At 68.0% G+C, this 25,044-nt stretch carries 24 protein-coding genes and 1 pseudogene; 10 read left to right on the top strand and 15 right to left on the bottom strand.

Features of this window, described 5'->3' with window-relative positions; all coding sequences use genetic code 11:
- Window positions 1–41: 41 nt before the first annotated feature.
- From DS837_RS04275 to DS837_RS04235, 9 genes are all read right to left on the bottom strand, one after another.
- The gene (locus DS837_RS04275; RefSeq protein WP_149163556.1) at window positions 42–1,460 is read right to left on the bottom strand and encodes a homospermidine synthase; all 1,419 of its coding nucleotides are present in this window, start codon (window positions 1,458–1,460) and stop codon (window positions 42–44) included.
- Window positions 1,461–1,600: 140 nt separating this feature from the next.
- Window positions 1,601–2,875 (bottom strand): type III PLP-dependent enzyme, encoded by a 1,275-nt coding sequence (locus tag DS837_RS04270; RefSeq protein WP_149163555.1) that lies wholly within the window; start codon window positions 2,873–2,875, stop codon window positions 1,601–1,603.
- 421 nt (window positions 2,876–3,296) lie between these two features.
- On the bottom strand, window positions 3,297–4,121 hold the full coding sequence (locus tag DS837_RS04265) for a hemerythrin domain-containing protein (protein WP_149163554.1): 825 nt from the start codon (window positions 4,119–4,121) through the stop codon (window positions 3,297–3,299).
- Window positions 4,122–4,253: 132 nt separating this feature from the next.
- Window positions 4,254–4,817, bottom strand: coding sequence for a 1,2-dihydroxy-3-keto-5-methylthiopentene dioxygenase (locus DS837_RS04260; RefSeq protein ID WP_149163553.1), 564 nt, complete (start codon window positions 4,815–4,817; stop codon window positions 4,254–4,256).
- A gap of 100 nt (window positions 4,818–4,917) precedes the next feature.
- Complete coding sequence (locus tag DS837_RS04255; protein ID WP_149163552.1) at window positions 4,918–6,153, bottom strand: MFS transporter; 1,236 nt, start codon at window positions 6,151–6,153, stop codon at window positions 4,918–4,920.
- 133 nt (window positions 6,154–6,286) lie between these two features.
- Window positions 6,287–7,159: a VOC family protein gene (locus tag DS837_RS04250; RefSeq protein ID WP_149163551.1), complete on the bottom strand. Its 873-nt coding sequence runs from the start codon at window positions 7,157–7,159 to the stop codon at window positions 6,287–6,289.
- Between the two features lie 89 nt (window positions 7,160–7,248).
- Window positions 7,249–7,761, bottom strand: coding sequence for a thioesterase family protein (locus tag DS837_RS04245; protein ID WP_149163550.1), 513 nt, complete (start codon window positions 7,759–7,761; stop codon window positions 7,249–7,251).
- 46 nt (window positions 7,762–7,807) lie between these two features.
- Complete coding sequence (locus DS837_RS04240) at window positions 7,808–8,200, bottom strand: MerR family transcriptional regulator (protein WP_094302185.1); 393 nt, start codon at window positions 8,198–8,200, stop codon at window positions 7,808–7,810.
- 135 nt (window positions 8,201–8,335) lie between these two features.
- The gene (locus DS837_RS04235) at window positions 8,336–10,054 is read right to left on the bottom strand and encodes a long-chain-fatty-acid--CoA ligase (protein ID WP_149163549.1); all 1,719 of its coding nucleotides are present in this window, start codon (window positions 10,052–10,054) and stop codon (window positions 8,336–8,338) included.
- A 235-nt stretch (window positions 10,055–10,289) separates the two neighbouring features.
- Here DS837_RS04235 and DS837_RS04230 point away from each other — a divergent pair, with 235 nt between their 5' ends.
- The 3 genes and pseudogenes from DS837_RS04230 to DS837_RS04225 all read left to right on the top strand — a co-directional run bounded on the left by DS837_RS04230 (window position 10,290) and on the right by DS837_RS04225 (window position 11,055).
- The gene (locus tag DS837_RS04230; RefSeq protein WP_014240763.1) at window positions 10,290–10,598 is read left to right on the top strand and encodes an SCP2 sterol-binding domain-containing protein; all 309 of its coding nucleotides are present in this window, start codon (window positions 10,290–10,292) and stop codon (window positions 10,596–10,598) included.
- A gap of 32 nt (window positions 10,599–10,630) precedes the next feature.
- Window positions 10,631–10,747: pseudogene (locus tag DS837_RS32535) on the top strand (DUF6134 family protein); the annotation flags it as partial.
- A 23-nt stretch (window positions 10,748–10,770) separates the two neighbouring features.
- On the top strand, window positions 10,771–11,055 hold the full coding sequence (locus tag DS837_RS04225) for a DUF1488 family protein (RefSeq protein WP_038527656.1): 285 nt from the start codon (window positions 10,771–10,773) through the stop codon (window positions 11,053–11,055).
- 84 nt (window positions 11,056–11,139) lie between these two features.
- Here the strand turns inward: DS837_RS04225 and DS837_RS04220 are convergent, their stop codons facing one another.
- The 3 genes from DS837_RS04220 to DS837_RS04210 are packed head-to-tail and all read right to left on the bottom strand — an operon-like array spanning window position 11,140 to window position 13,696.
- A complete protein-coding gene (locus DS837_RS04220) occupies window positions 11,140–11,892 on the bottom strand; it encodes an ABC transporter ATP-binding protein (protein ID WP_038527654.1) in 753 nt (250 codons plus the stop codon).
- Window positions 11,880–12,644, bottom strand: coding sequence for an ABC transporter permease (locus DS837_RS04215; RefSeq protein WP_186452926.1), 765 nt, complete (start codon window positions 12,642–12,644; stop codon window positions 11,880–11,882). Before DS837_RS04215 ends, DS837_RS04220 begins: the two co-directional genes overlap by 13 nt.
- 5 nt (window positions 12,645–12,649) lie before the next feature.
- Complete coding sequence (locus DS837_RS04210; protein ID WP_149163548.1) at window positions 12,650–13,696, bottom strand: ABC transporter substrate-binding protein; 1,047 nt, start codon at window positions 13,694–13,696, stop codon at window positions 12,650–12,652.
- Window positions 13,697–13,958: 262 nt separating this feature from the next.
- Here DS837_RS04210 and DS837_RS04205 point away from each other — a divergent pair, with 262 nt between their 5' ends.
- A complete protein-coding gene (locus DS837_RS04205) occupies window positions 13,959–14,846 on the top strand; it encodes a hypothetical protein (protein WP_149163547.1) in 888 nt (295 codons plus the stop codon).
- A 63-nt stretch (window positions 14,847–14,909) separates the two neighbouring features.
- Here DS837_RS04205 and cysC read toward each other — a convergent pair whose 3' ends face one another.
- Genes cysC through DS837_RS04190 form a run of 3 tightly spaced genes read right to left on the bottom strand, consistent with a single transcriptional unit; the run spans window position 14,910 to window position 18,307 of the window.
- Window positions 14,910–16,784: an adenylyl-sulfate kinase gene (cysC, locus tag DS837_RS04200; protein WP_149163546.1), complete on the bottom strand. Its 1,875-nt coding sequence runs from the start codon at window positions 16,782–16,784 to the stop codon at window positions 14,910–14,912.
- 18 nt (window positions 16,785–16,802) lie between these two features.
- Window positions 16,803–17,600 (bottom strand): sulfate adenylyltransferase subunit CysD, encoded by a 798-nt coding sequence (gene cysD / locus DS837_RS04195; RefSeq protein ID WP_035674621.1) that lies wholly within the window; start codon window positions 17,598–17,600, stop codon window positions 16,803–16,805.
- Complete coding sequence (locus DS837_RS04190) at window positions 17,597–18,307, bottom strand: phosphoadenylyl-sulfate reductase (RefSeq protein ID WP_425599233.1); 711 nt, start codon at window positions 18,305–18,307, stop codon at window positions 17,597–17,599. Before DS837_RS04190 ends, cysD begins: the two co-directional genes overlap by 4 nt.
- Before the next feature lie 233 nt (window positions 18,308–18,540).
- Between DS837_RS04190 and DS837_RS04185 the strand changes: the two genes are divergently transcribed.
- The 6 genes from DS837_RS04185 (at window position 18,541) to DS837_RS04155 (ending at window position 24,924) form a co-directional block, all read left to right on the top strand.
- On the top strand, window positions 18,541–19,098 hold the full coding sequence (locus DS837_RS04185) for a precorrin-2 dehydrogenase/sirohydrochlorin ferrochelatase family protein (RefSeq protein ID WP_149163544.1): 558 nt from the start codon (window positions 18,541–18,543) through the stop codon (window positions 19,096–19,098).
- Window positions 19,095–19,934, top strand: a complete 840-nt coding sequence (gene cobA, locus DS837_RS04180; protein WP_149163543.1) for a uroporphyrinogen-III C-methyltransferase — start codon at window positions 19,095–19,097, stop codon at window positions 19,932–19,934. The genes DS837_RS04185 and cobA overlap by 4 nt, the downstream gene beginning before the upstream one ends.
- 24 nt (window positions 19,935–19,958) lie before the next feature.
- On the top strand, window positions 19,959–20,291 hold the full coding sequence (locus DS837_RS04175) for a DUF2849 domain-containing protein (protein WP_149163542.1): 333 nt from the start codon (window positions 19,959–19,961) through the stop codon (window positions 20,289–20,291).
- Between the two features lie 35 nt (window positions 20,292–20,326).
- Window positions 20,327–22,015 (top strand): nitrite/sulfite reductase, encoded by a 1,689-nt coding sequence (locus tag DS837_RS04170; RefSeq protein WP_149163541.1) that lies wholly within the window; start codon window positions 20,327–20,329, stop codon window positions 22,013–22,015.
- Complete coding sequence (locus DS837_RS04165; RefSeq protein ID WP_149163540.1) at window positions 22,002–22,499, top strand: DUF934 domain-containing protein; 498 nt, start codon at window positions 22,002–22,004, stop codon at window positions 22,497–22,499. The genes DS837_RS04170 and DS837_RS04165 overlap by 14 nt, the downstream gene beginning before the upstream one ends.
- Window positions 22,500–23,157: 658 nt before the next feature.
- On the top strand, window positions 23,158–24,924 hold the full coding sequence (locus tag DS837_RS04155; RefSeq protein WP_149163538.1) for a cation:proton antiporter domain-containing protein: 1,767 nt from the start codon (window positions 23,158–23,160) through the stop codon (window positions 24,922–24,924).
- Window positions 24,925–25,044: the final 120 nt, after the last annotated feature.

The raw sequence follows: 25,044 nt of genomic DNA, 5'->3' as shown, positions 1-25,044 counted from the left end.
CGCGCCAAAGGAAAAGGGGCTCCGAAGAGCCCCTTTCCCAATCAGACAACCCGGAAGTTCTTGAACTGCCAGGGATCGTCGTGGTCGACGTCCTCGGGGAACAGGCGCTCGCGGTCCTGCAGCGGAGTCCAGTCGCCATAGGCGCCGACCAGCTCGCCGAGATAGGGCTTGGCGATCTCCAGGATGCGCTGGAAGTCGATCTCGTCCGGCTCGACGATGCCGCGGTTGGGGTTCTCCAGCGCCCAGACGATGCCGGCCAGGACCGCCACCGTGACCTGCAGGGAGGTGGCGTTGTTGTAGGGCACCAGAGCGCGCGCCTCGTCGATGCCCAGGCGGGAACCGAACCAGTAGATGCCCTTTTTGTGGCCCATCAGCAGCACGCCCAGCTCGTCGGTGCCGCTGACGATCTCGTGCATCATCAGGCGCTGGCTCGGCTGCATGTACCAGTTCTTGCCGGCCAGCTCATGCACCGACTTCACCGCGTCGTCGCACGGGTGATAGGCGTAATGCACGGTCGGACGGTAGGTGACGTGGTTGCCGTCGCGCTGGGTGTAGTAGTCGGCGATGGAGATCGCCTCGCTGTGGGTGATGAGGAAGCCGTGGAACGGCCCCTCCAGCGGGGTCCAGGTGCGCACGCGCGTGGAGGCGCCCGGACGCATCAGGTAGATGGCGGCGTCGCAGCCGAACTCGTGGCGGCGCCCGTCGACCGGGAAATGCTTCTCGTGGCTGCCCCAGCCGAGTTCGGTGGGCTGGCAGCCCTCGCCGACGAAGCCGTCGATCGACCAGGTGTTGACGAACTCGCCCACCTTCTTCGGCTCGTTGGACACCTGGGTGTCGCGCTCGGCGATGTGGATCACCTTGACGCCCAGCTTGGCGGCCAGGGCGCCCCAGCCGGCGCGGTCCTTCGGGACCTCCGTCGATTCGCCGGTGTCGGCGGCGACGTTGAGCAGCGCCTGCTTGACGAAATGCGAGACGAGGCCGGGGTTCGCGCCATGGGTCAGAACGGCGGTCGGCCCGCCCTCGAAGGCGGCGCGGTGCGACAGCGCGGTCTCACGCAGGGCGTAGTTGGACCGCAGCGACGGCGACAGGGACGGATCGGTGTAGCCGCCGGCCCACGGCTCGACGCAGGTGTCGATGTAGAGCGCGCCGACCTTGTGGCAGAACTCGAACAGGGCGACGGACGACACATCCACCGACAGGTTGACCAGGAAATCGCCCTTGCCCAGCATGGGCTCAAGCACCTGGGCGTAATTCTCCTTGGTCAGCGGCAGGTTGATGAATTTGACGCCAAGCTCATCCGCCTCGGCATGACCGCGCTCCTCGGCGGTGACGATGGTGATCTGGTCCTTCGTGATTCCGATGTGGCGCAAAATCAGGGGCAACACTCCCTGGCCAATCGATCCGAAGCCGACAATGACCATGCGGCCGGTGAAGGTGATGTGCTTGGTGTCCAGGGTCATCTAAGACGGTCCCCCGTGGTTGGCGTGACAGAAATACAGCCCGTCACCCTCGCGCCTCTTGCAAAGGCGGAGGGTGGCGGACCAACGATGGTTTACGGTGATTTTTTAGGGATATCCACAGCTTTCCCGCGATGCGGGACTTATGCCACGCAGCTCTTCAGAACATAGCCGGGTGTTTCCAGCAGCGGCGCGTCCGAAACCTCGACCACGCGGGCTTGGTCGAACCCGTTGAAGGCAGTGCGCAGGCAGGAGCCGTAAGCCCCCAGCTGGCCCAGCTCGATCCAGTCGCCGGCGCGGATGTCCGCCGGCAGGTGGAACGGGCCGTTCATGCGGTCCGCGCTGTCGCAGGTCGGGCCGTAGAAGGCGAAGGCCTCCACCGGCTCGTCGCCCATCGGCGCAAAGGGACGGATCATGCGGGCTGGGAAGCGGAAGCCGGGAACGCCGGCGTCCGACAGGGCGCCGTAGACGCCGTCGTTGATGAACAGCTCGTTGCCGCGGCGCTTCACCACCTGCACGACCAGCGACACGCCCGGCGCGACCAGCGCGCGGCCCGGCTCGCACCAGACGCGGCAATGGGCCGGCAGGTCGAGCTTGGCCACGCCGCGGGCGATGGCCTCCATGAAGTCGCCGAGCGGCGGCGGGGTGACGCCCGGATAGGAGACGGGGAAGCCGCCGCCGACATCCAGAACGTCGATCACCACGCCCGACTCCGCGATGATGCGGCCGGCCAGCTCCAGCGCCCGCTCATAGGCGGACGGGTCGAGCATCTGCGAGCCGACATGGAAGGACACGCCGACCTTCGGAGCCACCATGCGCACCGCCTGGAGCAGTTCCACCACCTCCGTTGCCGGAGCGCCGAACTTGCCGGACAGGTCGTAGACCGCGTTGCCCTTCGGCAGGGCCAGACGCACGACGAGGCCGAGGTCCTGGGCGTCGCCCGTCTCCTCCAGGATCTTCTGAAGCTCCTCCATGCTGTCGAGCACGAAGTCGCGCACGCCGTACTGCTGATAGGCGGCGCGGATCGCCTCGCGGCCCTTCACCGGGTGCATGTAATGCAGCACCGCGTCCGGGAACATCTGGCGGATCAGGCAGATCTCGCCGGGCGAGGCCACGTCGAAGTGGCGCACGCCGCCGGCCCACAGGGCGCGCAGCACCGCCGGCTCCGGGTTGCACTTCACGGCGTAGAGCACGTCGCCGGACACCGCGGCGTCGAAGGCGGCCACGAAGCTGGACGCGGTGTCGGCCAGGACGCCCGGACGGATGCAGTGCATCGGCTCCTCGGGCCGGGCCAGCGCAACCGCCTGATGGACGGAGGTGCGGCGGTCCGACACCGGCGAAGCGCCGAAGGACGGGGGGGAGACGGAAACGCCGCGGCGAAGCGGGGCGACGGCGGAACGGGAACGGATGAAGCCCATGGCGCACTCCTTACCCTGGGCCACCCGGCGCGGGGCGGTCCAGCGAACAGACGGGAATCCGACACGGCCTTCAAAGCCGCGGACCGGAATTCGGGTTGTGGTGAAAGGTGACGGAGAAAAGCCGGGTCAAACGCTCACGAGCGGGCTAACAGCTCCGCAGGTTCAAAGCGTCGATGTCCGGCTATGGGCTACCGTCTGAGAGCCCTGCCGTGGAGAGCCAACATGCCTACCTCCCTCTCGGGACCGGCCCACTGATGACCGGTTCTGCCAAAAAGGACGCGGTACGTCGTTGCATAACCACAGAGGGCCATTGGCACGTGCGAGTGCGTCGTCCCCGATGAATTACGCTTTTTCCCCGGCGATTCAAGTGATTTTTTGATGACAGGCCGGTATCGGCCCGGGATCAGAACGATGGCGGCGATCAGCGGGGCGCCGCGTCCGCCGCCTCGGCGAAGGTCGGGCGGTCGGAGCCGAGCACATGGTCTATCAGCCAGAAGCGCAGAAAGCCGCGCACCGCGACGCCGGGGTCGAGCCGTCCGTTCTCCACCTGCTGGCGGATGCGGGCGAACTGGCCCTCCAGCTGCCGGTGATGGTTGCGGTGGGCCACGAAACGGCCGGGCGCAACGCGGCGCAGCACCCCTTCCTCCATGGCGAAATGAGCGTGCACATGGTCGTGCAGGAGCCCCAGAAGGTCCAGCGATTCGCTGGTCGGCGCCCCTTGGCGGCTCATCGCGTCCAACTCGTTCATAAGGTCGGCGAGTTGGCGATGCTGCGCGTCGAGCGGCCCCACCCCGACGTCGAAGGCGCTGTTCCAGGCGATCAGGCTCCGCCCTTCCGGTGCCAGGGAGGCGTCGCGCACCAGCGCAGTGTAATCGCCGTCATGCCGAATCTCATGCCCGCACAACGCGGCGTCCAGCGTGCCCGCCACCGTGCACAGGAAGTCCGAGGTGACATCGCAGTCGCGCACATAGTCGATGAGCCGCCCGAACTGCTGGTCCAGCATCGCGTGATGGCTGGCGTGTTCCTCCCACCGGGTGAATCCGGCGGCGCGGATGATCACCTCCTCATGGTCGAAATGCATGCGCATCTCGTCCGCGAACCGGCTGAAGCGCGGAACCATGGAGTCACGGGAAGCGCCGGCCGCGCACGCGCGGCGGATGGCGTCGACATGGTCCATCAGCGAGCTGTGGGCCGCGTCGATGAAGCCGTTGCCCGTGCGCGGGACGGTATGGCCGTCCGTGGTCATGGAGCCTCCGAGGCGGGTGGCGCGCCGCCATGGGGTCGGCGCCGATACCGAAGGGCTTGTAACAGCACCGGTTTTCGCCCGCAATCGGCTGCGGCGAAAGGTAACGGCGGCGGCTGGGTCATGGCGGCTGGATCATGGAACGGCACCGGTTTCCGGCTCGAACTTCGGAAATCGGTCGGCGATCACGTCGCCGGTGAAGGACGCCACCCAGCCGTCGGGGCGCGTGAAGAATCGGATGGCGGTGAACTCCGGGTCCGGCCCCATGTCGAACCAATGCTTCGTCCGCGCCGGGATGCTCAGCAGGTCTCCGGCGCCGCAGACGATGCGGAACACTTTTTCGTCCATGTGCAGGTAGAAGGCACCGACGCCCTGCACGAAGAAGCGGGCCTCGTCCTCCTCGTGGGTGTGTTCCGCGAGAAAAGCGGCGCGGCGGACCGCCGCGTCCGGCAGGCCGCGCGGCATCCGCACCACGTCGGCGGATTGGAAGCCCCGCGCCTCCTTCAGGGCCGCCACCGGCCCGGCGTAGGCCTCCAGCACCGCCTGGGCGTCGGCGGCGTCGGGGACGGCCCGGGGCTCCTGCCATCGCTCGAACAGCACGCCGGCGAGCGCCAGGTGGGCGGTGACCAGCGCCGGGTCGGCGGACGACAGTTCCACAACGGTGGGATCGGTGTCGCTGTAGACGGACAAACGTGCCATGGCCGCCTCGTTGTGCAGATGCACCCAGAATGAGGCGAAGCGGCGCGCAGCGCAACCAAAACGGTTGAAGCCATACCTCAGTATGCGCGCAATGAACGAATCAGCGGCGCAGCGCCAGCCCCAGCGCCACGATCAGGTCGACCGCCAACAGAAGCCCGACGAATCCGCCGACTCCGGCCCAGCCGAACCCGTGCCAGAAGACGCCGCCCAGTGTCCCGGCGATGGTGGAGCCCATGTAGTAGCAGAACAGATAGATCGCCGAGGCCTGCCCGCGGTTGACCGGCGCCCGTTGCCCGATCCAGCCGGAGGCGATGGTGTGGACCCCGAAGAAGGCGAAGGTGAACAGGGCGATCCCCGGCGTCATCGTCCACAGGCTGTCCGGGGTCATCAGCGCCAGCCCGGCCGCCATCATCGCCGCAGCAGCGGCCAGCACCCGCCCGCGCCCCAGCCGCACCGCCAGCCCACCGAACAGCGGCGAACTGACGACCCCGCAGAGATAGACCGTGAAGACCGCCCCGACCGCCGCCGGGCGGAGATCGAAAGGCGGCCCCAGCAGGCGGAAGCCGATGTAGTTGAAGACGGTAACGAAGGCTCCCATGGACAGGAACCCCATGGCGAACAGGGCGAGCAGCCCGCGGTCCATCAGATGCCCGCGCCACGCCGCCGCCAGCTCCCGCATGCCCGCCGGCCGACGCTGGAAATTGCGCGATGCGGGAAGCGCGAACCACACCGCCAGTGCGGCGGCAATTCCCAGCGTGCCAATCACCCCCATCGCCATGCGCCAGGACGCAACGTCGGCAACCAGAGCCGTCAGCGCCCGCCCCGACATGCCGCCCAGCGCCGTTCCGCCGATGTACAGGCCCATGGTGACCCCGGCGGAGCGCGGATCCACCTCCTCCGACACGTAGGCCATGGCGACGGCGGGAAGACCGCTGAGCGCCATCCCTTCCAGCGCCCGCACCAGCAGCAGCGACGCCCAGTCCGGCGCCATCGCGCCGCTGATGCCCAGCGTACCGGAGGCGAGCAGGGAAAGCGCCATGATCGCCTTCCGCCCGAACCGGTCCGACACCGCCCCGGCGACCAGCAGCGCGAAGGCCAGGACGCCGGTGGACACCGACAGGGCAAGGCTGGACTGCGCCGGGGTGACGCCGAACTCCTGCGTGAACTCCGGCATCAGCGGCTGCACGCAGTAGAGCGCGGCGAAGGTGGAGAAACCGGCCACGAAGAGGATACGGCTCGCCCGCTTGTAGGCCGGCGTGCCGGCGACGAGGTAATTCGCCGCCGCCCCCTGCCCCGCCGGTTCGATCTGAACCCTGCCGAAATCGCCGTCCGCCACGTCGGTCCGTCCCCATGATGCGCTGCAGCATGCACGCAGGAGGGGAATGTGCGCCCGCCACAGCGTCCTGTCCAACGGATCGGACGCAGTGCAGCAATATGATTCCGTTATGACGAACCGGCGGCCGGCTGGGTCAGGGGATCAGCGCGCCGAGGTCGAAATCCTTGGCGAAGGCGAGCATGGCGCCGCAGGCGCTGGCGGATGACACGCGCAGCACGCCGTTGCCGAGGACGGTCGGGAACTTGCTCTTTTGAAGCGCTTGTTGGGCGCGCTCCAGGTCGGCCACCGTCAGCACCATCCCGGCCAGGAAGGGGCGCGCAACCGCCAGCGCCGGGTCGCCGGTCCATCCCCAATGAAGCGCGGCGGGGTCGGCGACCACGATCGGGGCGCTGCCGGTCGGCACGACGCGCGCCGGCCCCCGCGTCTCCACCACCGCGCCGAACAAGCGGGCGTAGGAGGCTGCGGTGGCGTCCGGATCGTCCGCGGCGACGACCAGGGCGGCGAGTCCGGTCACCGTGTTGTCGTGCTGGACCAGCTCCGGACGCCAGACCACCTCGGGGGTGTGGTGCTGGCACAGGAAGACCCGCCCGCCCCACTCCGGCACACCGTCGATCGGGGTCGTTGTGAAGCGCGCCTGCTGCGCCCCGCCCGGCAGCTCGACGGGGCGGCCGAACTCCACCGGCTCGCCCGCCGGATAGCCGGCCTCGACCAGGAGGCGTTGCGCCGCCCGCGCGTCGTCGGTCTTCAGAGCCGCCGCGGCGATGCCTTCGCGGGTTTTCAGAACGTCGCTGAAATAGGTGGTGAAGGGGTGCGGCTGCTCGATGGCGAGCAGTTCCAGATAGTCGCCCGCCCCGAACATCATGGTGTGGTTGGCCGACTTGAGCTCGCCATGCCGGCCCCTCGGCGAGACGGTGAAGCCCATGCGGCGGTAGGCGTCCTGCGCCTTCTCCAGATCGCGGACGACGATGACGAGATGGTCGATGCCGTTGATTCCGTGTGCGCCCATGACCCTTGCCCTTCCGCTTTGCCGGCTTTTCACGTCCAGCCAGCCATAGTGCAACGGGCCGGCACGGCGCAAGTGTCGGGGCGCAAGCGTCAGGGCGCCAGCGGTCGCTCGCGCCACGCCGCCACGACGTCCGGCATGGGCGGCGATTCACGGTGCTCGCCGTGGATCGCCAGGATGTCCGCCGGCGGCACCACGGCGCCGCGCGCCACGAAGGCGCCCTGCACCACCGCCAGCGCCGCCGTGCCCGTGGCGGTTTCCACCCGGTGCTCGATGAAGAAATACTTGTCGTCCCAGCACAGCACGCGGGTCGCCAGCTCGAAGCGCTGGAAGGGCGCCAGCGGACGGCGGAAGCGCAGGTTGGCGGCGCCGATCACCGGTTGCCAGCGGTGACGCAGGATCGACCGCCCCATGCCGGAGCGCAGCATCAGATCGACCCGCCCCAGGTCCATGACGCTGAAATAGCGGGCGTTGGTCATGTGCATGTTGAGGTCGAGGTCGGTCGGCCACACCCGGAAGCGCAGCCGCGCCGGTGCCAGGAACCCCACCGCCCGCCCCGCCAAGGCGGCCACGACGACAGCGATCAGTCGGAACAGCAAATTCATAATCCCACCCCCTCCGGCCCGGCCGGGCGGACGGGACCGCACCGGCTCAGGCGCTCTTGGACGCCAATCCGCGCTCGTCCAGCGCGGCCTGCACCTGGGCCTCGATCTCCCGCAGTTCGCCCACGGTCGCCTCCAGGTCCTGGCGCTGCTGTTCCAGGTCCTTCAGCCGCGCGTCGATGCGCTTCTGCAGAACCTTCAACTGCTCCACCCCGCCATCGACGTTGTAGAGGTCGAGATACTCGCGGATCTCCGCCAGCGAGAAGCCCAGCCGCTTGCCCCGTAGGATCAGCTTCAGCCGGGCGCGGTCGCGCTTGGTGTAGACGCGGTTGTTGCCCAGGCGGTTGGGCGACAGCAGCCCCTTCACTTCGTAGAAGCGGAGGGCGCGCGGCGTGATGCCCAGTTCCTCCGCCAACTGATTGACCGTGTAGAGCTGTTCCATGGTGGGGGGCACGCCTTCCGTCACGTCGCGCCGCGGCGGCGTGGGGGCGAGGGCCGCTCGTTCCACACCGCCGGACGGCGTCTCCGTTCCTACCACACCCGCCGCGATGTGACAAAGCCGCGCGCCTTTCCCCCGTCACCCCTCCGGCTTCTCCAAACTCTCGGCGATCAGTTCCTTCTTCGACAGCTTGCCGACGGCCGTCTTGGGCAGCTCGGCGCGGAATTCGATCAGCTTCGGCATCTCGATCCGCGAGATCTTGTCGCGCAGGAAATCCTTCAATTGCTCCGCGGTCAGGCTGGCTCCAGGCCGGAGCTGGACGAAGGCCTTCGGGCTCTGGCCGCGGTAGTCGTCGGGGATGCCGATGACGCAGACGGCGACCACGTCCGGGTGCTGGTGGATGGCCTCCTCGATCATGCGCGGATAGACGTTGTAGCCGCCGCAAATGATCAGGTCCTTCAACCGGTCGAGCAGGAAGACGTAGCCGTCCTCATCCATCACCCCGACGTCCCCGGTGAACAGCCAGCCGCCGACGATGGTGCGACGGCTCTCCTCGTCCTTGTTCCAATAGCCGGCCATGACGTTGGGGCCGGACAACACGACCTGCCCCTTCTCGCCCGGCGGCAGGACGCGGTCGGGATCGTCGAGCGCGCGGATCTGCACCATGATGCCGGGGAGCGGCAGGCCGATGGAGCCCTCCTTGTTGATCCCGGTCAGCGGGTTGCAGGCGCAGACCGGCGACGCCTCGCTGAGGCCGTAGCCCTCGACCAGCACGCAGCCGGTGGCCTCCTCGAACCGGCGCTTCAGCTCCATCGGCAGCGGCGCCCCGCCGGAGATGCAGTAGCGGATCGACCGCATCGGGTGGCGCGCCACGTCGGGATGGCTCAGCAGCGCCTTGTACATGGTCGGCACGCCGGGCAGCAGGGTGGGCTTGCGCCGCGCGATGGTCTTCAGGACCTGCAGCGTGTCGAAGCGCGGCAGCATGACCAGCTCAGCCCCCGCCGCCAGCCCCATGTTCAGGATCACCGTCATGGCGAAGACGTGGAAGAAGGGCAGGACGGCGAGCATCCGCTCCTCCCCCAGCGCCATGCCGGGGAACCAGGCCTGCACCTGCCGGGCGTTGGCCACGAGGTTGGCGTGGGTCAGCATCGCCCCCTTGGGCACGCCGGTGGTCCCGCCCGTGTATTGCAGCACCGCCACGTCGCGCCGCGGGTCCACCCGAACCGGCTGGACCACACCGTCGTTGGCGAGCAGCGCGTCGAAATCCACATGCCGCCCGTCCTGCGGAATGCTGGCCAGCTCGCTGCGCTTCAGCACGCGGAACAGCACGCTCTTCACCGGGGACAGGATGGAGGCCATGCGGCAGACGACCACCGTCCTCAGCCGCGTGCGGTCCAGCATCGCCTCGATGCGCGGGTGGATCTGCTTCAGATCGAGCGTGACCATGATCTCGGTCCCGGAATCCTCGATCTGGTGCGCCAGCTCCCGCTCGACGTAGAGCGGGTTGTAATTCACCACCGTGCCGCCGGCCTTCAGAATCGCGTAATAGGCGATCACATAGGTCGGCGTGTTCGGCAGGCACAGCCCCACCCGCACACCCGGCCTCACCCCCATCGCGGCGAAGCCCTTGGCCGCCCGGTTCACCAGCCCCAGCACCTCCGCGTAGCGGTAGCGGCGACCGAGGAAGTCCAGGCACGGACGGTCGGCGTAGCGGCGGGCGGCCTCCTCGAACAGCTCGGCCAGCGGCATCACGGCGATCGACTGGTCCCAGGCGATGCCCTCGGGGTAATGGGCCAGCCAGGGATGGGCCGGCGTGTCGTCCCCGAGGCTGCCCCGCCGCGCAAGATTCTCGGTCATTTCCGATCCTCCCGGCTGCGCGGCGGCTCAGGACAAGCGACGGCGGAAGGCGGTGCGGGGCGTTCGGAGTCCGGGCGCGGCGGCGGTCTGCATGGTTTCACTCCCCTCGATTGATTTGATGGTTCCCGGATCATTGAGGCACCGGAAACGTTTTGGTTATGACGTTGACGTAAACGTAAACTCCGCCTACTGTCAAGATCCGACAAACACGAACCCAGGGGAGAGAGACCGATCCATGGTTGAGGACATCCTGCGCGAGCTCCAGTCCCGCTCCACCAGCTTCCGCAGCCTGAAGGCCGATGTCCGCTTCGCGCTGGAGGACGGCGAGGCGGTGCGGGTCAACGCCCGCGAGACGCCCGTCGCCATCGCGCGGGAGGACGCCGGGGACGCCGATCCCGACTGCACCATCCGCATTTCGGCCGAGAACCTGAAGAAGCTGATGGACGGGCGGCTGAACCCGATGCTGGCCTTCACCATGGGCAAGCTGAAGGTGGACGGCTCGATGGGCGTCGCCATGAAGCTGGCGCAGCTTCTCGACGACTGAGCACCTGCGACTGAGCGACGGAAACCGGACGGCGGCACCACCGCGTTTCCGGCGACGTGGAACGCGACCTTTGGTTCGACGCGCAGGGCACGCTTTTGAAGACCCGCTTCAAGCGCAGCGGCTACGATGTTACCTACATCCTGGACTGAGATGTGTTCTGCGTGAGGGTGTGATGCCGCTGTTCGTGTTCCCCGACGACCCGTCCTGGAACGAGGAGGCCGACGCCGTGGAGTTCGCGGTGGAAGTCGGGGAGTATCACGGGCGGGTCTTCGTCCCGCGCCGCGCCTTGCAAACCCTCGCCGGCCATCTGCCGAAGCCAGATGAGGCGCTGCAATATGTCTGCCTGAACCGCCCGGTCTTCGACAAGGCGGTGGAGGCCCGCATCATGGACCGCAAGCTGGACCCGGATGCGAACGTCCATTTGACGGCGCGGGACGTGCGGCGGGTGGCGCCGTAGGGTTGAGTGGTCGCGTCGGGCCCCCCTCCCGACCTCCCCCCGCTTCGCAAGGGGAGGGTTGGGTGGGGGCCCGGTTCGACACTGTCAAATGCTGTAATTGTCCGCGATTCCCGAGCGCAACTGCTCGACCTGCTCGCGGAAGCCGCCGCTGTCGCGGCCCGGCTCGTTGCGCACGTCCTGGACGATGCGCGCCGGGCTGCCGCCCAGAACGATGATGCGGTCGGCGAGATGCACCGCTTCTTCCAAATCGTGCGTGACGAACAGCACGGTTTTGCCCGTCTCGCGGTGGATGCGCAGCAGTTCGTCCTGAAGGCTGTGCCGCGTGATGGCGTCGAGCGCGCCGAACGGCTCGTCCATCAGCAAAATGTCGGGATCGACGGCCAAGGCGCGGGCGATGCCGACGCGCTGGCGCTGGCCGCCCGACAGCTCGTAGGGCCAGCGTCGCCCGTAATCGTCCAGCCGGACGAGGCGCAGCGCGGCGGCCACCCGCTCCTCCCGCTCGGCGGTGGAGATCGGCAGACCCTCCAGCCCGAAGCGGACGTTCTTGGCGACCCGCCGCCAGGGCAGCAGGCGGGCGTCCTGGAAGACGAGGCTGACCGGGCGGTGGCCCGGCTTCTTCGTCTCGTGGATGGTGACGGCACCGGCACGCGCCGTGTGCAGCCCGGCGACGACGCGCAGAAGCGTCGACTTGCCGACACCCGACGGCCCGACGATGGCGACGAAGCTGCCGCGCTCGATGGACAGGTCGACGTCGACCAGCACCGGCGGAGCCTCGGCGCCGTAGCCGATGGCGACGCCCTTCAAATCGATCACAGCGGAGCCGTTTACTTTTGCCATGCGAGCACCCGCTGCTGAACCTGCATGAACAGGAAGTCGCAGACGCCGTAGAGCGCCGCGATGGTGACCATGTAGAGCACGACGATGTGCGTGGCGAGCAGGCCGGAGGCGTCGGACATGCGGGCGCCCAGGCCGGAGATGCCGAACAGTTCCGCCGCCACCACGGTCATCCATCCCTGCCCCAGCCCGGCGCGCACGCCGGACAGGATGCCCGGCAGCGCGCCGGGCAGGACGATCTTGAACAGGCGCGGGATCAGCCCGCCCTGCCCGAAGGCGTGGCCGAGTTCGATCAGGTCCTTGTCCACCCCGCGCACCGCGCTGTAGGTGGCGTAGTAGTTGATCCAGAAGACCGTCAGCGCGATCAGGAAGGTCGCCGCCGACTTGCTGACGCCGAACCAGATGATGGCGAAGGGAATCCAGGCGATGGACGGGATGGGGCGCAGCATGCGCACCACCCAGGCCTGGAAGGCGTCCCAGACGCCCCAGGTCGCCGCCGCCGTGCCGAAGGTGATGCCGAGGACGGTGCCGAGCGCCAGCCCTGACAGGTAGTGCGACAGGCTGGCGAAGACCATCGCCTGCCAAGTGCCGGAGCGGAACTCCGCCAGGAAGGCACCGGGCACCGCGCTGGGCGACGGCAACAGCCCGGCGGGCACGACGCCGCTGCGCGCCAGCGCTTCCCAGGCAAGCAGGAAAGCGCCGACGCCGAGCGCCGACAGGGCGATGGAGCTGTGAAGCTTCAGCGGTTGACGCATCACGCTTACTTCGCGGCGGCCGCGTCGTAGAAGCGGAAGTCGAACGCCTCCGCCACCGGGATCGTGCCCTCGGCGGAGCCGATCTCCTTGGCGTAGGCCATCATCTGCTCGACCGCCGGGACGACGCCGTGCGGGTCGGCGACGAACTTGGACCCCGGCGAGCGGAAGGCGGCCTCCAGCGTGGCCGGTTCCATCAGGCCCTTGCCGAGATACTCGTTGGCGACCTTGGCGGAACGGGCCGGGTCCTCGGCGATCTGATCCACGGCGCGGATGTGCGCCTTGAGCAGGCGGGTCAGCGCCTCGCCATGCTCCTTGGCGACCGGGCCGCGGACCGCGATGACGGTGCCGGGCTGGTTCGGGAACATCTCCGCGCCGGTGGCGAGCAGACCGACGTTCGGATCGACCTTCTGGGTCACGGTCACCGTCGGCTCACGGATCGTCGCGGCGTCGAGGGCACCGGCGAGCAGGGCCTGCTGGGTCTTCTCGATGCCCATGGAGATGATCTCCACGTTGGCCGGGTCGGCCTTCACCACCTTGAACAGCCAGTGTCGCAGCACGGTGTCCGGAACCGAGCCCGGCGGCTGCGTGCCGATCTTGACCTTGCGGCCGCTGTCGGCGACGAACTTCGCGATGGACTCCGCGGTGGCCTTGCCGCCCAGCGCCTTGGCGAATTCGCCGCGGCTGGCGACGACCATCTCCTCGACCGCCGAGTTGGCGATGACCGACACGTCCGCACCCTTCGAACGGGCGACCAGGACCGGGGCGACGCCGGCATAGAGCAGGTCGATCTTCCCGGCGGCCATCGCCTGGATGGCGTGCGGGCCGGATTCGAACTTGGTCAGCTTCAGGTCGATGCCCGCCTCGCGCGCCCAGCCTTCCCCTTCCAGGATGAACAGCGGCGCGGCGGCGAGGATGGGGATGTAGCCGACCTCCAGCTTCACCGGATCGGCGGCGCGGGCCGCGCCGGGCGTCAGGGCGGTCAGGGACGCGGCGGTCAGGGATGCGACGGCGGCCACAGCCAGCATCGCGGAACGTCGGGTCAGGGCGGTCATGGGATCCATCCTCGCAGGAAATTGCCCGCCTATTTAGCACATCCCCTATCGGAAGGAAGAGTGAATTGCACAAATTTGCGTGATGCAATGAGCAATTTAACTGTGAAAACTGGTTCTTTTGGTCGTTAAAAACCCCGGCAAAAGCGGCTCTCCCAGCCACCGACCTTTGCCGTCACGATTACTTCAACCTCTAATTATCATTTATGAAAGATTAGCAACCGGTAACCCATTATCCGGTATGAGCCACAGCGGGAGAGGGAACATGACGGCCATCGACTCCACAAGGGCGCAGCCCTTCGCATCCACCCTTTCCCAATGGACCAGAACCGGCCCGACGAAGCTTCAACCCATCATCCCGGAAAACGGCTCCAGCCCCGCGGGCGATCAGGTGACCTTGTCCGCTCAGGCCAAAGGCCTCATGGCCGGCGGTTCGGGAGCGAATCCGGCCATGGGAGCACCAAGGGAGTTCGCCATCACGGGCATCCCGCCGGCGAGCAGCGACCCGACAGACGACTATTTCGCAAAAATGCATAAGTATTTTGAGGATCTGAACAATTTTACAAAAAAGACCCTCGGCCTGGGCGATCGGGTGGGGGTTGGACTCACCGGCGACATCATAAACGTCATGAAGAAGGCAGCGGCGAAGGCGGGCATCGTCGAGCCGGAAATGCCCGCCTCGATCAAGGCGATGAAGGAGGAACGCGAGGCGCGCAGCGCGTCCGAACCGGAGAAGGAACCGGGGCCGGGGATGAAGGGGACCTCTCTGATCACCCTTTACATGCCGGAGGAGGAAGGCGGCGGACAGGTTGAAATATGGCTCGACAACAAGGGCCTGGACAAGCTCGCCGACCTGTCGGCGCAGACGGTCAAATCCAGCCTCGTCGACCTGATGAAGGGCGACGACAAGGCGGCCGCGGCGAACGCCGCGATCGACAATGGCATTTTCGGAAAGGCCTTCGCGGAGAACGCCGCCTGGCATCCGGAATTCCGGACTCCGAAAGCGCGCATGGCCTATTTCGACCCGAGCGTGGAACCCGGCGAGTCCCCGCTGTTCATGATCCAGTCGAAGGCGCAAGCCGGATACGTGTCCCAGCACGCCGGTGATCTGGCGGCAAGCCTCATCAACCTGCTGAAGGCGGCAAAGGATTGAGGCGCCGACCTCCCCTTCCCGAAGGAAACGGAAAGCCGACGCCCCTCGTGATGCCCGTCCGCGTTACACCCGGTCGCGCTTCAGGGCGTTCCGGCCGAACGCGCCGTCCACATAGTCGAGCAGTTCGCCCAGCGCCTCCACCGGGGTGACCGCGCCGGTGTCGATGGTCAGCTCCGCCGATTCCGGCGCCTCGTAGGGGGCGGAGACGCCGGTGAAGTCCGGGATCTCCCCGGCGCGCGCCCGGCGGTACAGGCCCTTGGGATCGCGCGATTCGCAGGTGGCGAGATCGGCGGCCACATAGACCTCGTGGAAGCGCTCGCCGCCGATGGCCCGCGCCCGCGCCCGGTCGGCCTGGAGCGGCGAGATCAGCGAGGCGATGACCAGAACGCCCGCGTCGGCGAACAGCTTGGCCGTCTCGGCGACGCGGCGGATGTTCTCCGCCCGGTCCTCCGCCGAGAAGCCCAGCCCGGCGTTCAGCCCGTTGCGGACATTGTCGCCGTCCAGCACGAAGACCTGCCAGCCGCGGTCGAACAGGGCGCGCTCCAGCGCCATGGCCAGCGTGGACTTGCCAGCCCCGGACAGGCCGGTCAGCCAGAGGACGCCGCCCTTGTGGCCGTTGGCGGCGTTGCGCTCGTCCGCCGTGACGGCGTGCGAGACCTCGGTCGTGTTGGCCGAGGCGGCGGGCCCCTCGTCCACCTCGACGACGATGCAGCCGCCGACCACGTCGTGGCCGTCGATCAGCACGCCGCGCCCGGTCCGCGACAGCGCCGACGCGAGGTCGACGGCGATCGGCGAGCGGGAGCGCAGGACGACCTCGGCCACCTCGTTGCGGTGGACGGCCTTGGCCGGGGTGCTCGACAGGTCCTCGATGTCGATGACGGCGGTGATGCTCTCCACCGTCACGCGGTGCTCGCCCGTCGTGATCTTCAGCGTGTAGGTCTTGCCGACCGCCAGCGGCTCCGAGGTCAGCCAGAAGGCGCGGACGCCCAGCCGGTGGGTGACGTGCGGCGCCCCTTCCTCATGGTGCGCGACATGGCCGCGCTCGGCGAAGATACGCTTGTCGAGCGTGATGCCGATGCTCTGCCCGGCCTGGGCGGCGACGATGGGCTGGCTGTGGTTCCACCCCTCGATGCTGACCACCGTGGCGGTGGCGCCGGTGGGCGAGAAGCGCAGCGTGTCGCCGACGCGCAGCCGCCCGCTCTCGATCCGGCCCGCCAGAATGCGGCGGTCGTCGGGCTTGTAGACGTCCTGGAGCGGGAAGCGCAGCGGCAGTTCGGTCGGCGCCTGCTGCGGGCGGAAGGCGTCCAGCGCCTCCACCACGGTCGGGCCGTCGTACCACGGCGCCTTGTCGGAGCGGCTGACGATGTTGTCGCCATGGCGCGCCGCGATCGGGATCACCGTGGAGGTGTGCAGGCCGAGTTCCGCCAGATAGGCGCGGATCTCCTGCGACACCGCCTCGAACCGGTACTGGTCGAAATCGACGCGGTCCATCTTGTTGACGGCGACCGCCACTTGGCGCACGCCCAGCAGATGCAGCAGGAAGGCGTGGCGGCGCGACTGCTCCAGCGCGCCCTCGGCGGCGTCGATCACCAGCAGCGCGGCGTCGGCCTGGGAGGCGCCGGTCACCATGTTCTTGAGGAACTCGGTGTGGCCCGGCGCGTCGATGATGACGTAGGGGCGCTGCTCCGTCTTGAAATGGATCTGCGTGGTGTCGATGGTGATGCCCTGGTCGCGCTCGGCCTGGAGCGCGTCCATCACGAAGGCCCACTCGAAGGGCATGCCGCGCTTGCGGCTCATCTCGTGGACCTGCTCCACCTTACCGTCGGGCAGGCTGCCGGTGTCGTTGAGCAGACGCCCGATCAGCGTCGACTTGCCGTGGTCGACATGGCCGACGATGACGATGCGGAGTTGGCCGTTCAGTTCGTTCCGGATGTCCATGGTCCCAATCCCCGCTTCTTACATGTAGCCCGAGCTGCGCAGGCGCTCGAAGCTGTCCTCGGCCTCGTTGTCCATGGCGCGGCCGGCGCGCTCCGGAATGCGGGTCACGACCAGTTCGGCGATGATCTCGTCGATGGTGCCGGCGGTGCTGTCCACCGGGAAGGTGATGTTCTTCTCGCCCAGCGAGCGGTAGCGCTTGCCGTCCTTGGCGAAGTACAGCGGGACGATGGGAATCCCCTCGCGCTTGGAATAGCGCCAGATGTCCAACTCGGTCCAATGCAGCAGCGGGTGGATGCGGACGTGGGTGCCTTCGTCGAAGCGGGTCTTGTAATGGTCCCAGAACTCCGCCGGCTGGTCCTTCACGTCCCAGTCGCCTTCCAGCGAGCGCGGGGAGAAGACGCGCTCCTTGGCGCGGGTCGCCTGCTCGTCGCGGCGGATGCCGACCATGATGCCCTGGTACTTGCCGGTGCGCAGGAGGTTCTTCAGCCCCTCCGTCTTGCGGGCGGCGGCGCGGGTCAGCGGCGGCAGGGTCTGGTCCATGTCCGCTTCCGGCGGGCACGCCTCCACCCGCAGATCGAGGTCCCACTCCCCGGCGATGCGGTCGCGGAAATCATAGACCTCCTGCAGTTCCATCGCGGTGTCGAGCTGGACGACCGGGAACGGCACGCGCCCGAAGAACGCCTTGCGGCAGAGCCAGAGCAGGACGTTGCTGTCCTTTCCGATCGACCACAGCAGAGCCAGCTTGTCGATGCGGTTGTAGGCCTCGCGGAGGATGTAGATGCTCTGGCTCTCAAGGTAATCGAGATCGGCGGTCATGGTGCGGTTCCGGTCTTCTTGAAGGTGTGTATGCCGCATTCGGTCTTGGCGGTTCCGGCCCAGCGGCCCGACCGCGGGTCCGCACCGGGAGCGACGCGCTCGGTGCAGGTGAAGCAGCCGATGGACAGGAAGCCGTCGGCTTCAAGCGGGTGGCGCGGCAGGTTGCGCCGGGTGAATTCCTGCTCGATCCGCTCGCGGTCCCAGTGGGCCAGCGGGTTGATCTTGATGCGGCCCGTGCCCTCTTCCGCCTCGAACAGGGGAAGGGTGGCCCGCGTGCTCGCCTGGAAGCGCTTGCGTCCGGTCACCCAGGCGTCGAAGCCCTCCAGCGCGCGGTCCAGCGGCACCGTCTTGCGCAGATGGCAACAGGCGTCGTGCGAGCGGGTGAACAGCAGGCCGTCGGGGTCCTCCGTGGCCAGTTCCGCGTCGGTCGGGCCGATCGTCCGCACGCCGGTCAGGCCGAGCGCGGCGATCAGCTTGTCGCGGTAGCGCAGCGTTTCCCCGAACAGCTTCCCCGTGTTGACGAAGAGCACCGGAAAGGACGGGTCGGCTTCCGCCGCCAAGGCGAGCAGCACCGCCGATTCCGTTCCGAAGGACGAAACCACAGTGACGCGGCCGTCGAATTCATCACGCAGAAGGGCGTTCAGAAGCACCGCCCCGTCCAGCCGTCCGTAACGTTCGGTCAGATCGGCCACGCGGTCGCGTTTCACAGCCCGAGCAAGTCCATCAAGCATGGCCTGTTTGCCTATCCACTAAGTGGAGTATTTGTTCTGAATTGCACATTAACACCAGTTTCACGGCGTTGCAATGCATATACATTGTCTATATGTATTATAGGTTTAAGCGAGTTTGTGAAATCTGTTGATTGCACCCCGCCATCGCGCTTAAATGCGCCCATGATGCCTTTTCACGATAACTTCGGTGTGCATTCCGGGTGGCGGCGGTGATCCCGGTCGCTCTCGACCCGACGCATGTGCGGATCGCGCTGGTCGGCCAAGGGCCGTTGGCGAAGCGCCGTCTTGCTCAGTTGCTGGAGGGCGGTGCGGCACCGGCGGTCTATTCACTGGAACCGGATGCGGAATTGATCGCCCTCTCAAGTGCGACCCTGCGCCGCGCCCTGCCCTCGCCCGCCGATCTGGAGGGCGTGCAGGTGCTGTTCGTCGTCGGCATCGACGACCCCGCTGCGGAGGCGCTGGCCCGTCAGGCGCGCGAACGCAACATCCTGGTCAACGTCGAGGATGTGATTCCGCTCTGTGATTTCCACGCGCCGTCTGTGATACGGCGCGGCGACCTTCTGATGACCGTTTCCACCGGCGGCCGGAGCCCGGCACTGGCCCAACTTCTCCGCGAACGGCTGGAGACTCTGTTCCCCGCCGTCTGGGCGGACCGGCTGGCGGAAGTCGCCGCGCTCCGCGACCGCCTGCGGGCCGCCGGCGCCAAGGGACCCGAGGTGCTGCGCGCCTGCCGGGACATGATCGCCGCCAAAGGATGGCTGCCATGATCGCATCGTCACTTCTGTCCCGGACTCTCCTGTCCCGCCTGCCCGCCTTCGAGCCGGGCAGCGTCTGGCTGGCCGGGGCCGGTCCCGGCGATCCGGGCCTGCTGACCCTGCTGGCCGCCAAGGCGCTGGGCGAGGCCGACGCCATCGTCCACGACGCGCTGGTCGGCGACGGCATCCTGGAGGCCGCCAACCCCGACGCCCTGCTGGTGGACATGGGCAAGCGCGCCGGCCACCCCTCGCCCAAGCAGGAGGCGATCAACGCCCGGCTGGTGGATCTGGCGCGCGAAGGCCGGCGGGTGCTGCGGTTGAAGGGCGGCGACCCCTTCGTCTTCGGGCGCGGCGGCGAGGAGTGCCTGGCGCTGGCCGAGGCCGAAATCCCCTTCCGCGTGGTGCCCGGCGTCACCGCGGGGATCGGCGGGCTGGCCTACGCCGGCATCCCGGTGACCCACCGCGGCTTCGGCACCACGGCGACCTTCGTCACCGGCCACGACAAGACCGGCGGTCTTCCCGCCGATCTGGACTGGGACGTCCTGGCGCGGATGCCCGGCGCGCTGGTCTTCTACATGGCGCTGGGCACCATCGGGACCATCGCCGAGCGGCTCGAAGCCGCCGGCAAGCCGCCGATGACCCCGGTCGCCATCGTATCGAGCGCCAGCACCGAGGCGCAGAGCGTCATCGAGACCAATCTTGCCCATTGCGCGCGGGACGTCGTGCGGCTACAGGCCAAGCGCCCCGCGATCGTCGTGGTCGGCGAGGTCGTGCGGCTGCGCGCCGTGATCGGCGCGTGGCAGCAGACCACCGGCCAGCATCCGTTTCCCATCGCCGTGTCGGCGTGAGCGTACGTGTTAGGAGTTGAAGGCATGGCGTTGAACGATAAGTCCAGCAACGAGGCGGCGTTGAAGGCCATCACCGCCAACCGCCTGCGCGACGGCGAGGTGATCTTCCTCGCCCCCGGCCCGGATCTCCGCTGGGTGGAGCGTCTGGACGACGCCGCCCTGTTCGAGGACGCCACCGCCGACGCCGCTCTGGCCGCCGCCAAGGCCCAGGCCGAGGGCGAGCAGTTCGCCGTGGACGTCTACGCCTTCGACCTGCGCGTCGCGGACGGGCAACGGGTGCCGGTCAAGACGCGGGAGCGCATCCGGGCGCTCGGCCCCACCGTCCGCATCGATCTCGGCAAGCAGGCTGCGGCCTGAACCAGGCGGCCAACATTCTTGATAGGGCGAGTTCCATGAACCACATCGCGCCCGGCCGCAACGCCGGGGTCTACAGCTACGACGACATCGACCGCCGCTTCGTCGCGGAGCGCGTGGAGCAGTTCCGCGCCCAGGTCGAGCGCCGCCTGTCCGGCGAGCTGACCGAGGAGGAGTTCAAGCCCCTGCGGCTGATGAATGGCCTCTACCTCCAGCTCCACGCTTACATGCTGCGCATCGCCGTTCCCTACGGCGTCCTGACCTCCCGGCAGCTCCGCAAGCTGGCCGAGATCGGGCGCAAGTACGACAAGGGCTACGGCCACTTCACCACCCGCCAGAATCTCCAGTTCAACTGGATCAAGCTGGAGGACACCCCGGCGATTCTGCACGAGCTGGCCGAGGTGGACATGCACGCGCTGCAGACCAGCGGCAACTGCGTGCGCAACGTGACCACCGACCAGTTCGTGGGTGCTGCGCGGGACGAGGTGGTGGACGGGCGCGTCTACGCCGAGATCCTGCGGCAGTGGACGACCCTGCACCCCGAATTCACCTTTCTGCCGCGCAAGTTCAAGATCGCCATCATGGGGTCGGACGCCGACCGCGCGGCCATCCGCGTCCATGACGTCGGCGTCTTCGCCAAGCGCAACGAGCGGGGCGAGGTCGGCTTCACCTTCTACGTCGGCGGCGGTCTGGGCCGGTCTCCCTTCATCGGCAAGCTGGTCCGCGACTGGGTGCCGGAGGAGGACTTCGTCGCCTATCTCGAAGCCATCCTGCGCGTCTACAACCAGTATGGCCGGCGCGACAACATCTACAAGGCGCGCATCAAGATCCTCGTCCACGAGCTGGGCCAGGAGAAATTCACCCAGGAGGTCGAGGAGGAGTTCGCCCGTCTGCGCGGCCCGAAATACCGCCTCGCCCCGGAGGTCGTCGACGAGATCCGCCGCCGCTTCGGCGGCCCGGCCTTCGAGACGCTGGCCGACGAGCCGGAGTCCTTCCAGGCCGCCAAGGCGGCGAACCCAGACTTCGCCCACTGGGTGGCGGTCAACGTGCTCGCCCACAAGGTCCCCGGCTACGCCGCCGCGACCATCTCGCTGAAGCCCGCCGGCGGCATCCCCGGCGACGCCACGTCGGAGCAGATGGAGTTGGTCGCCGATCTGGCCGACGCGCACAGCTTCGGCGAACTCCGCGTCAGCCACGCCCAGAACCTTGTCCTCGCCCATGTCCGGCAGGACGCGCTGTTCACCCTGTGGACGGCGTTGGAGGCCAACGGGTTGGGCACGCCGAACGCCGGGTTGATCGGCGACATCATCGCCTGCCCCGGCCTCGACTACTGCGCGCTGGCCAACGCCCGCTCGATCCCGCTGGCCCAGGCCATCTCGGCCCGCTTCGCCGACCCGGCGCGCCAGCAGGCCATCGGCGAGCTGGGCATCAAGATCAGCGGCTGCATCAACGCCTGCGGCCACCACCATGTCGGGGCCATCGGCATCCTCGGTGTCGACAAGAAGGGCGAGGAATTCTACCAGATCACCGTTGGCGGCGACCCGACCCTGACCACGGCGATCGGCGACATCCTCGGCCCGGCGGTGACCGCCGACGAGACGGTGGACGCCATCGAGGCCATCGTCGAGGTCTATCTGTCCAACCGGCACGACGGGGAACGCTTCATCGACACGCTGAAGCGCGTCGGCCACGGCCCGTTCAAGGAGAGAGTCTATGCCGCTCATTAAGGACGGCCGCATCGTCGAGGACGAGTGGATCGCGGTCGCCGACGGCGAGCCGGTTCCCGCCGACCGTCCCGCCATCGTCACCTTCGAGCGCTGGCAGGCGGAGCGCGCGAGCTTCGACGGGCGCAACGCGGCGCTCGGCGTCCGGGTCATGAGCGGGACTCTGGCCCCGGCCATCGCGCCGGACCTGGACCGCTTCGCCCTGGTGGCGATCGAGTTCCCCAAGTTCCGCGACGGCCGCGGCTTCTCCACGGCGCGCGAGCTGCGGGAGCGCTTCGGTTATCAGGGTGAGATCCGGGCGGTCGGGCACGTCATCCCCGACCAGTACCGCTTCCTCCTGCGCACCGGCTTCACCTCCGCCGAGGCGCCGGAGAACACCAACCCGGAGAGCTGGGCGCATGCCCTGACGGAGATCACCGTCGCTTTCCAGCCGTCGCTGGACGACCCGCAGCCGCTGTCGCTCCTGCGCCGCCGTCTGGGGTCCTGACACGCATCGCGCCGCGCCCGTTCCACCAAAGCATGGGAGCGGGCGCGGCGCGGTTCACATCCCGCCGAACGCCCAGAACAGCCCGGCCGCTGCCGCGGCGGCGAGCGCGACTAGCACCCCGGCGGCGGTACGCCGCAACCGGGCCTCGCGCCGTTCGACCTCCTGGCGCTTTCGCAGAAGATACTGCTGCTCCGGCCCGAGAAAGGCCCCTGAATCGCCGTCCAGAGAGACGGAGCGTTTCGCATTGCCCCGGCTTCGTACGACAGGGGACATCCGGACCTGCGGTCGCGGCACCCGTCCTTCAAGGACCATCGATTCGCCCGCCAGAGAGCGTCCTGCCCCCGACCGGCCGCGACCCGCCCTTTTGGATGCCTTGCGTCTTTTGCTCGCCATGCTTTTCACCTCTCCGTCCGCCCGCGGAGCATAGCGGTCCCGGCCCGCTTATCCAGTCCCGGAACGCGACAAGCCAGCAAAGTCACACCGCATGCATTCCGGGTCTTACGCCGAAGCATCGGGCAATTGAGGCGAATTTACGGCAATCCCACTTTAGTCCCCGCGAATGCGGGCGAACGACTGGAAAAATCCCGACAACATTGCTCACACGGCCCGCCGAAATCCGTACTATGCGGCATCGCGCCGATGCAGCCAGGATTTTCGCATGTCCCATGACGTTCCGCTTATTTCCATGATCGCCATCGCATTCGGGTTGGCCTTCATCTTCGGATACCTCGCTGATCGCATTCGCTTGCCTCCCCTCGTCGGGTATCTGGTCGCCGGCATCATCATCGGTCCCTTCACGCCGGGCTTCGTTGCCGACGGTGCCTTGGCCGCCCAGTTGGCCGAGATCGGCGTCATTCTCCTGATGTTCGGCGTCGGTCTTCATTTCTCGCCTTCGGACCTGCTGGCGGTCCGGAAAATCGCCATTCCCGGCGCGGTCGGACAGATCGGCCTCGCCACCGCGTTGGGCGTCGGGCTGGCCTGGCTGTGGGGCTGGAGTCTCGGCGCCGGCCTCGTGCTGGGCCTCAGCCTGTCGGTGGCGAGCACGGTCGTGCTGTTGAAGGCCCTGGAAGAGCGCGACATGCTGAACACCGCGGAAGGCCGCGTGGCGGTCGGCTGGCTGATCGTCGAGGACCTCGCGATGGTCCTGGCGCTCGTTCTGCTGCCGGCCCTGGCGGAGGTCCTGGGCGGCCACGCGCCGGGCGTCGCCGGGGACCATGGCGGCGGGTCGGACGGGCCGATCTGGCTGACGTTGGCCCTGACGCTGGGCAAGGTGGCGGCCTTCTCCGTTCTGGCGATCGTGCTCGGCCCGCGCGTCGTCCCGGTGATCCTGACCAACGTGGCGCGCACCGGCTCGCGCGAGCTGTTCACCCTGTCGGTTCTCGCCATCGCGCTCGGCGTCGCCTACGGCTCGGCGGTTCTGTTCGGCGTGTCCTTCGCGCTGGGCGCCTTCTTCGCCGGCGTGGTGCTGAACGAGTCGCGCTTCAGCCACAAGGCAGCCACCGATTCGATGCCGTTGCAGGACGCCTTCGCCGTTCTGTTCTTCGTGTCGGTCGGCATGCTGTTCGACCCGTCGATCCTGCTGCGCGACCCGCTGGCGGTCATCGCCGTGGTGGCCCTGATCGTGGTCGGCAAGTCGCTGATCGCCTTCGGCATCGTGATCCTGCTGCGCTTCCCGGTGGGCATGGGTCTGGCGGTGTCGGCCAGCCTCGCGCAGATCGGCGAATTCTCCTTCATCCTCGTCGGGCTGGGGCTGTCGCTCGGCCTGTTGCCGGAGGAGGGGCGCGACCTCGTGCTGGCCGGGGCGCTGTTGTCGATCACCTTGAATCCGGCGGTCTTCGCCGGGGTCGCGGCCCTGCGCAAGCATCTCCAGGCCAAGCGCGCCGCCGGTGTACCGCCCTATGGCTGGGAGCAGTTCGAGCAGCTCCAGAGCAGCCTCGCCGACGCCCGCCACCAGGCAGAGGAGCGCGAGAAGGAGCACGACCTGCAAATCCAGGCGCTGGCCAAGACATTCCCGGTGCTGTCGCTGCTGGACGCCCACGAGCAGGAGCGGCTGATGATGCTGTTCCGGCCCAAGTCGGCGGTGCCCGGCGAGCGGATCATCCGCAAGGGCGACCGCGCCAACGCCATGTACTTCATCTCCTCCGGCGCCGTGGAGGTGCTCATGGAAGGCCAGACCATCCGCCTGGGCGCCGGCACGATGTTCGGCGAGATGGCGCTGCTGAGCGGCCAGCGGCGCAACGCCGACGTCGCCGCGGTCGACTACTGTCAGCTTCAGGTGCTGGAACGGCGCGACTTCAACCAGTTCACCGCCCGCCATCCGGCGCTGCGCACCGCCCTGATCGACATGGCCGCGCAACGGCGCAAGATGAATCAGCAGGACGCCGCCACCGACGAGGCCATGGCCGCGTCGGAGAGCGCCGCCTGAGCCGACGCGGTTTGCAACGGAACCGCCGCCGGCTTCTCCAGAGAGGCCCGGCGGTTTCCGCAGACCGGCCGTTGGAGAAAAGCAAAAGAAAAGGCCTTGGAGCCGATCAGCTCCAAGGCC

Source organism: Azospirillum brasilense, assembly GCF_008365405.1.
Lineage (GTDB): Bacteria > Pseudomonadota > Alphaproteobacteria > Azospirillales > Azospirillaceae > Azospirillum > Azospirillum brasilense_D.
This window is presented reverse-complemented; position numbering and strand designations above follow the sequence as displayed.

What these genes read in the sequence shown, in the direction of transcription:
- DS837_RS04275 (WP_149163556.1), bottom strand. Translation starts at nt 1,460, where the DNA reads ATGACCCTGGACACCAAGCACATCACCTTCACCGGCCGCATGGTCATT.
- DS837_RS04270 (WP_149163555.1), bottom strand. Translation starts at nt 2,875, where the DNA reads ATGGGCTTCATCCGTTCCCGTTCCGCCGTCGCCCCGCTTCGCCGCGGC.
- DS837_RS04265 (WP_149163554.1), bottom strand. Translation starts at nt 4,121, where the DNA reads ATGACCACGGACGGCCATACCGTCCCGCGCACGGGCAACGGCTTCATC.
- DS837_RS04260 (WP_149163553.1), bottom strand. Translation starts at nt 4,817, where the DNA reads ATGGCACGTTTGTCCGTCTACAGCGACACCGATCCCACCGTTGTGGAA.
- DS837_RS04250 (WP_149163551.1), bottom strand. Translation starts at nt 7,159, where the DNA reads ATGGGCGCACACGGAATCAACGGCATCGACCATCTCGTCATCGTCGTC.
- DS837_RS04245 (WP_149163550.1), bottom strand. Translation starts at nt 7,761, where the DNA reads ATGAATTTGCTGTTCCGACTGATCGCTGTCGTCGTGGCCGCCTTGGCG.
- DS837_RS04240 (WP_094302185.1), bottom strand. Translation starts at nt 8,200, where the DNA reads ATGGAACAGCTCTACACGGTCAATCAGTTGGCGGAGGAACTGGGCATC.
- DS837_RS04235 (WP_149163549.1), bottom strand. Translation starts at nt 10,054, where the DNA reads ATGACCGAGAATCTTGCGCGGCGGGGCAGCCTCGGGGACGACACGCCG.
- DS837_RS04230 (WP_014240763.1), top strand. Translation starts at nt 10,290, where the DNA reads ATGGTTGAGGACATCCTGCGCGAGCTCCAGTCCCGCTCCACCAGCTTC.
- DS837_RS04225 (WP_038527656.1), top strand. Translation starts at nt 10,771, where the DNA reads ATGCCGCTGTTCGTGTTCCCCGACGACCCGTCCTGGAACGAGGAGGCC.
- DS837_RS04220 (WP_038527654.1), bottom strand. Translation starts at nt 11,892, where the DNA reads ATGGCAAAAGTAAACGGCTCCGCTGTGATCGATTTGAAGGGCGTCGCC.
- DS837_RS04215 (WP_186452926.1), bottom strand. Translation starts at nt 12,644, where the DNA reads ATGCGTCAACCGCTGAAGCTTCACAGCTCCATCGCCCTGTCGGCGCTC.
- DS837_RS04210 (WP_149163548.1), bottom strand. Translation starts at nt 13,696, where the DNA reads ATGACCGCCCTGACCCGACGTTCCGCGATGCTGGCTGTGGCCGCCGTC.
- DS837_RS04205 (WP_149163547.1), top strand. Translation starts at nt 13,959, where the DNA reads ATGACGGCCATCGACTCCACAAGGGCGCAGCCCTTCGCATCCACCCTT.
- cysC (WP_149163546.1), bottom strand. Translation starts at nt 16,784, where the DNA reads ATGGACATCCGGAACGAACTGAACGGCCAACTCCGCATCGTCATCGTC.
- cysD (WP_035674621.1), bottom strand. Translation starts at nt 17,600, where the DNA reads ATGACCGCCGATCTCGATTACCTTGAGAGCCAGAGCATCTACATCCTC.
- cobA (WP_149163543.1), top strand. Translation starts at nt 19,095, where the DNA reads ATGATCGCATCGTCACTTCTGTCCCGGACTCTCCTGTCCCGCCTGCCC.
- DS837_RS04175 (WP_149163542.1), top strand. Translation starts at nt 19,959, where the DNA reads ATGGCGTTGAACGATAAGTCCAGCAACGAGGCGGCGTTGAAGGCCATC.
- DS837_RS04170 (WP_149163541.1), top strand. Translation starts at nt 20,327, where the DNA reads ATGAACCACATCGCGCCCGGCCGCAACGCCGGGGTCTACAGCTACGAC.
- DS837_RS04165 (WP_149163540.1), top strand. Translation starts at nt 22,002, where the DNA reads ATGCCGCTCATTAAGGACGGCCGCATCGTCGAGGACGAGTGGATCGCG.
- DS837_RS04155 (WP_149163538.1), top strand. Translation starts at nt 23,158, where the DNA reads ATGTCCCATGACGTTCCGCTTATTTCCATGATCGCCATCGCATTCGGG.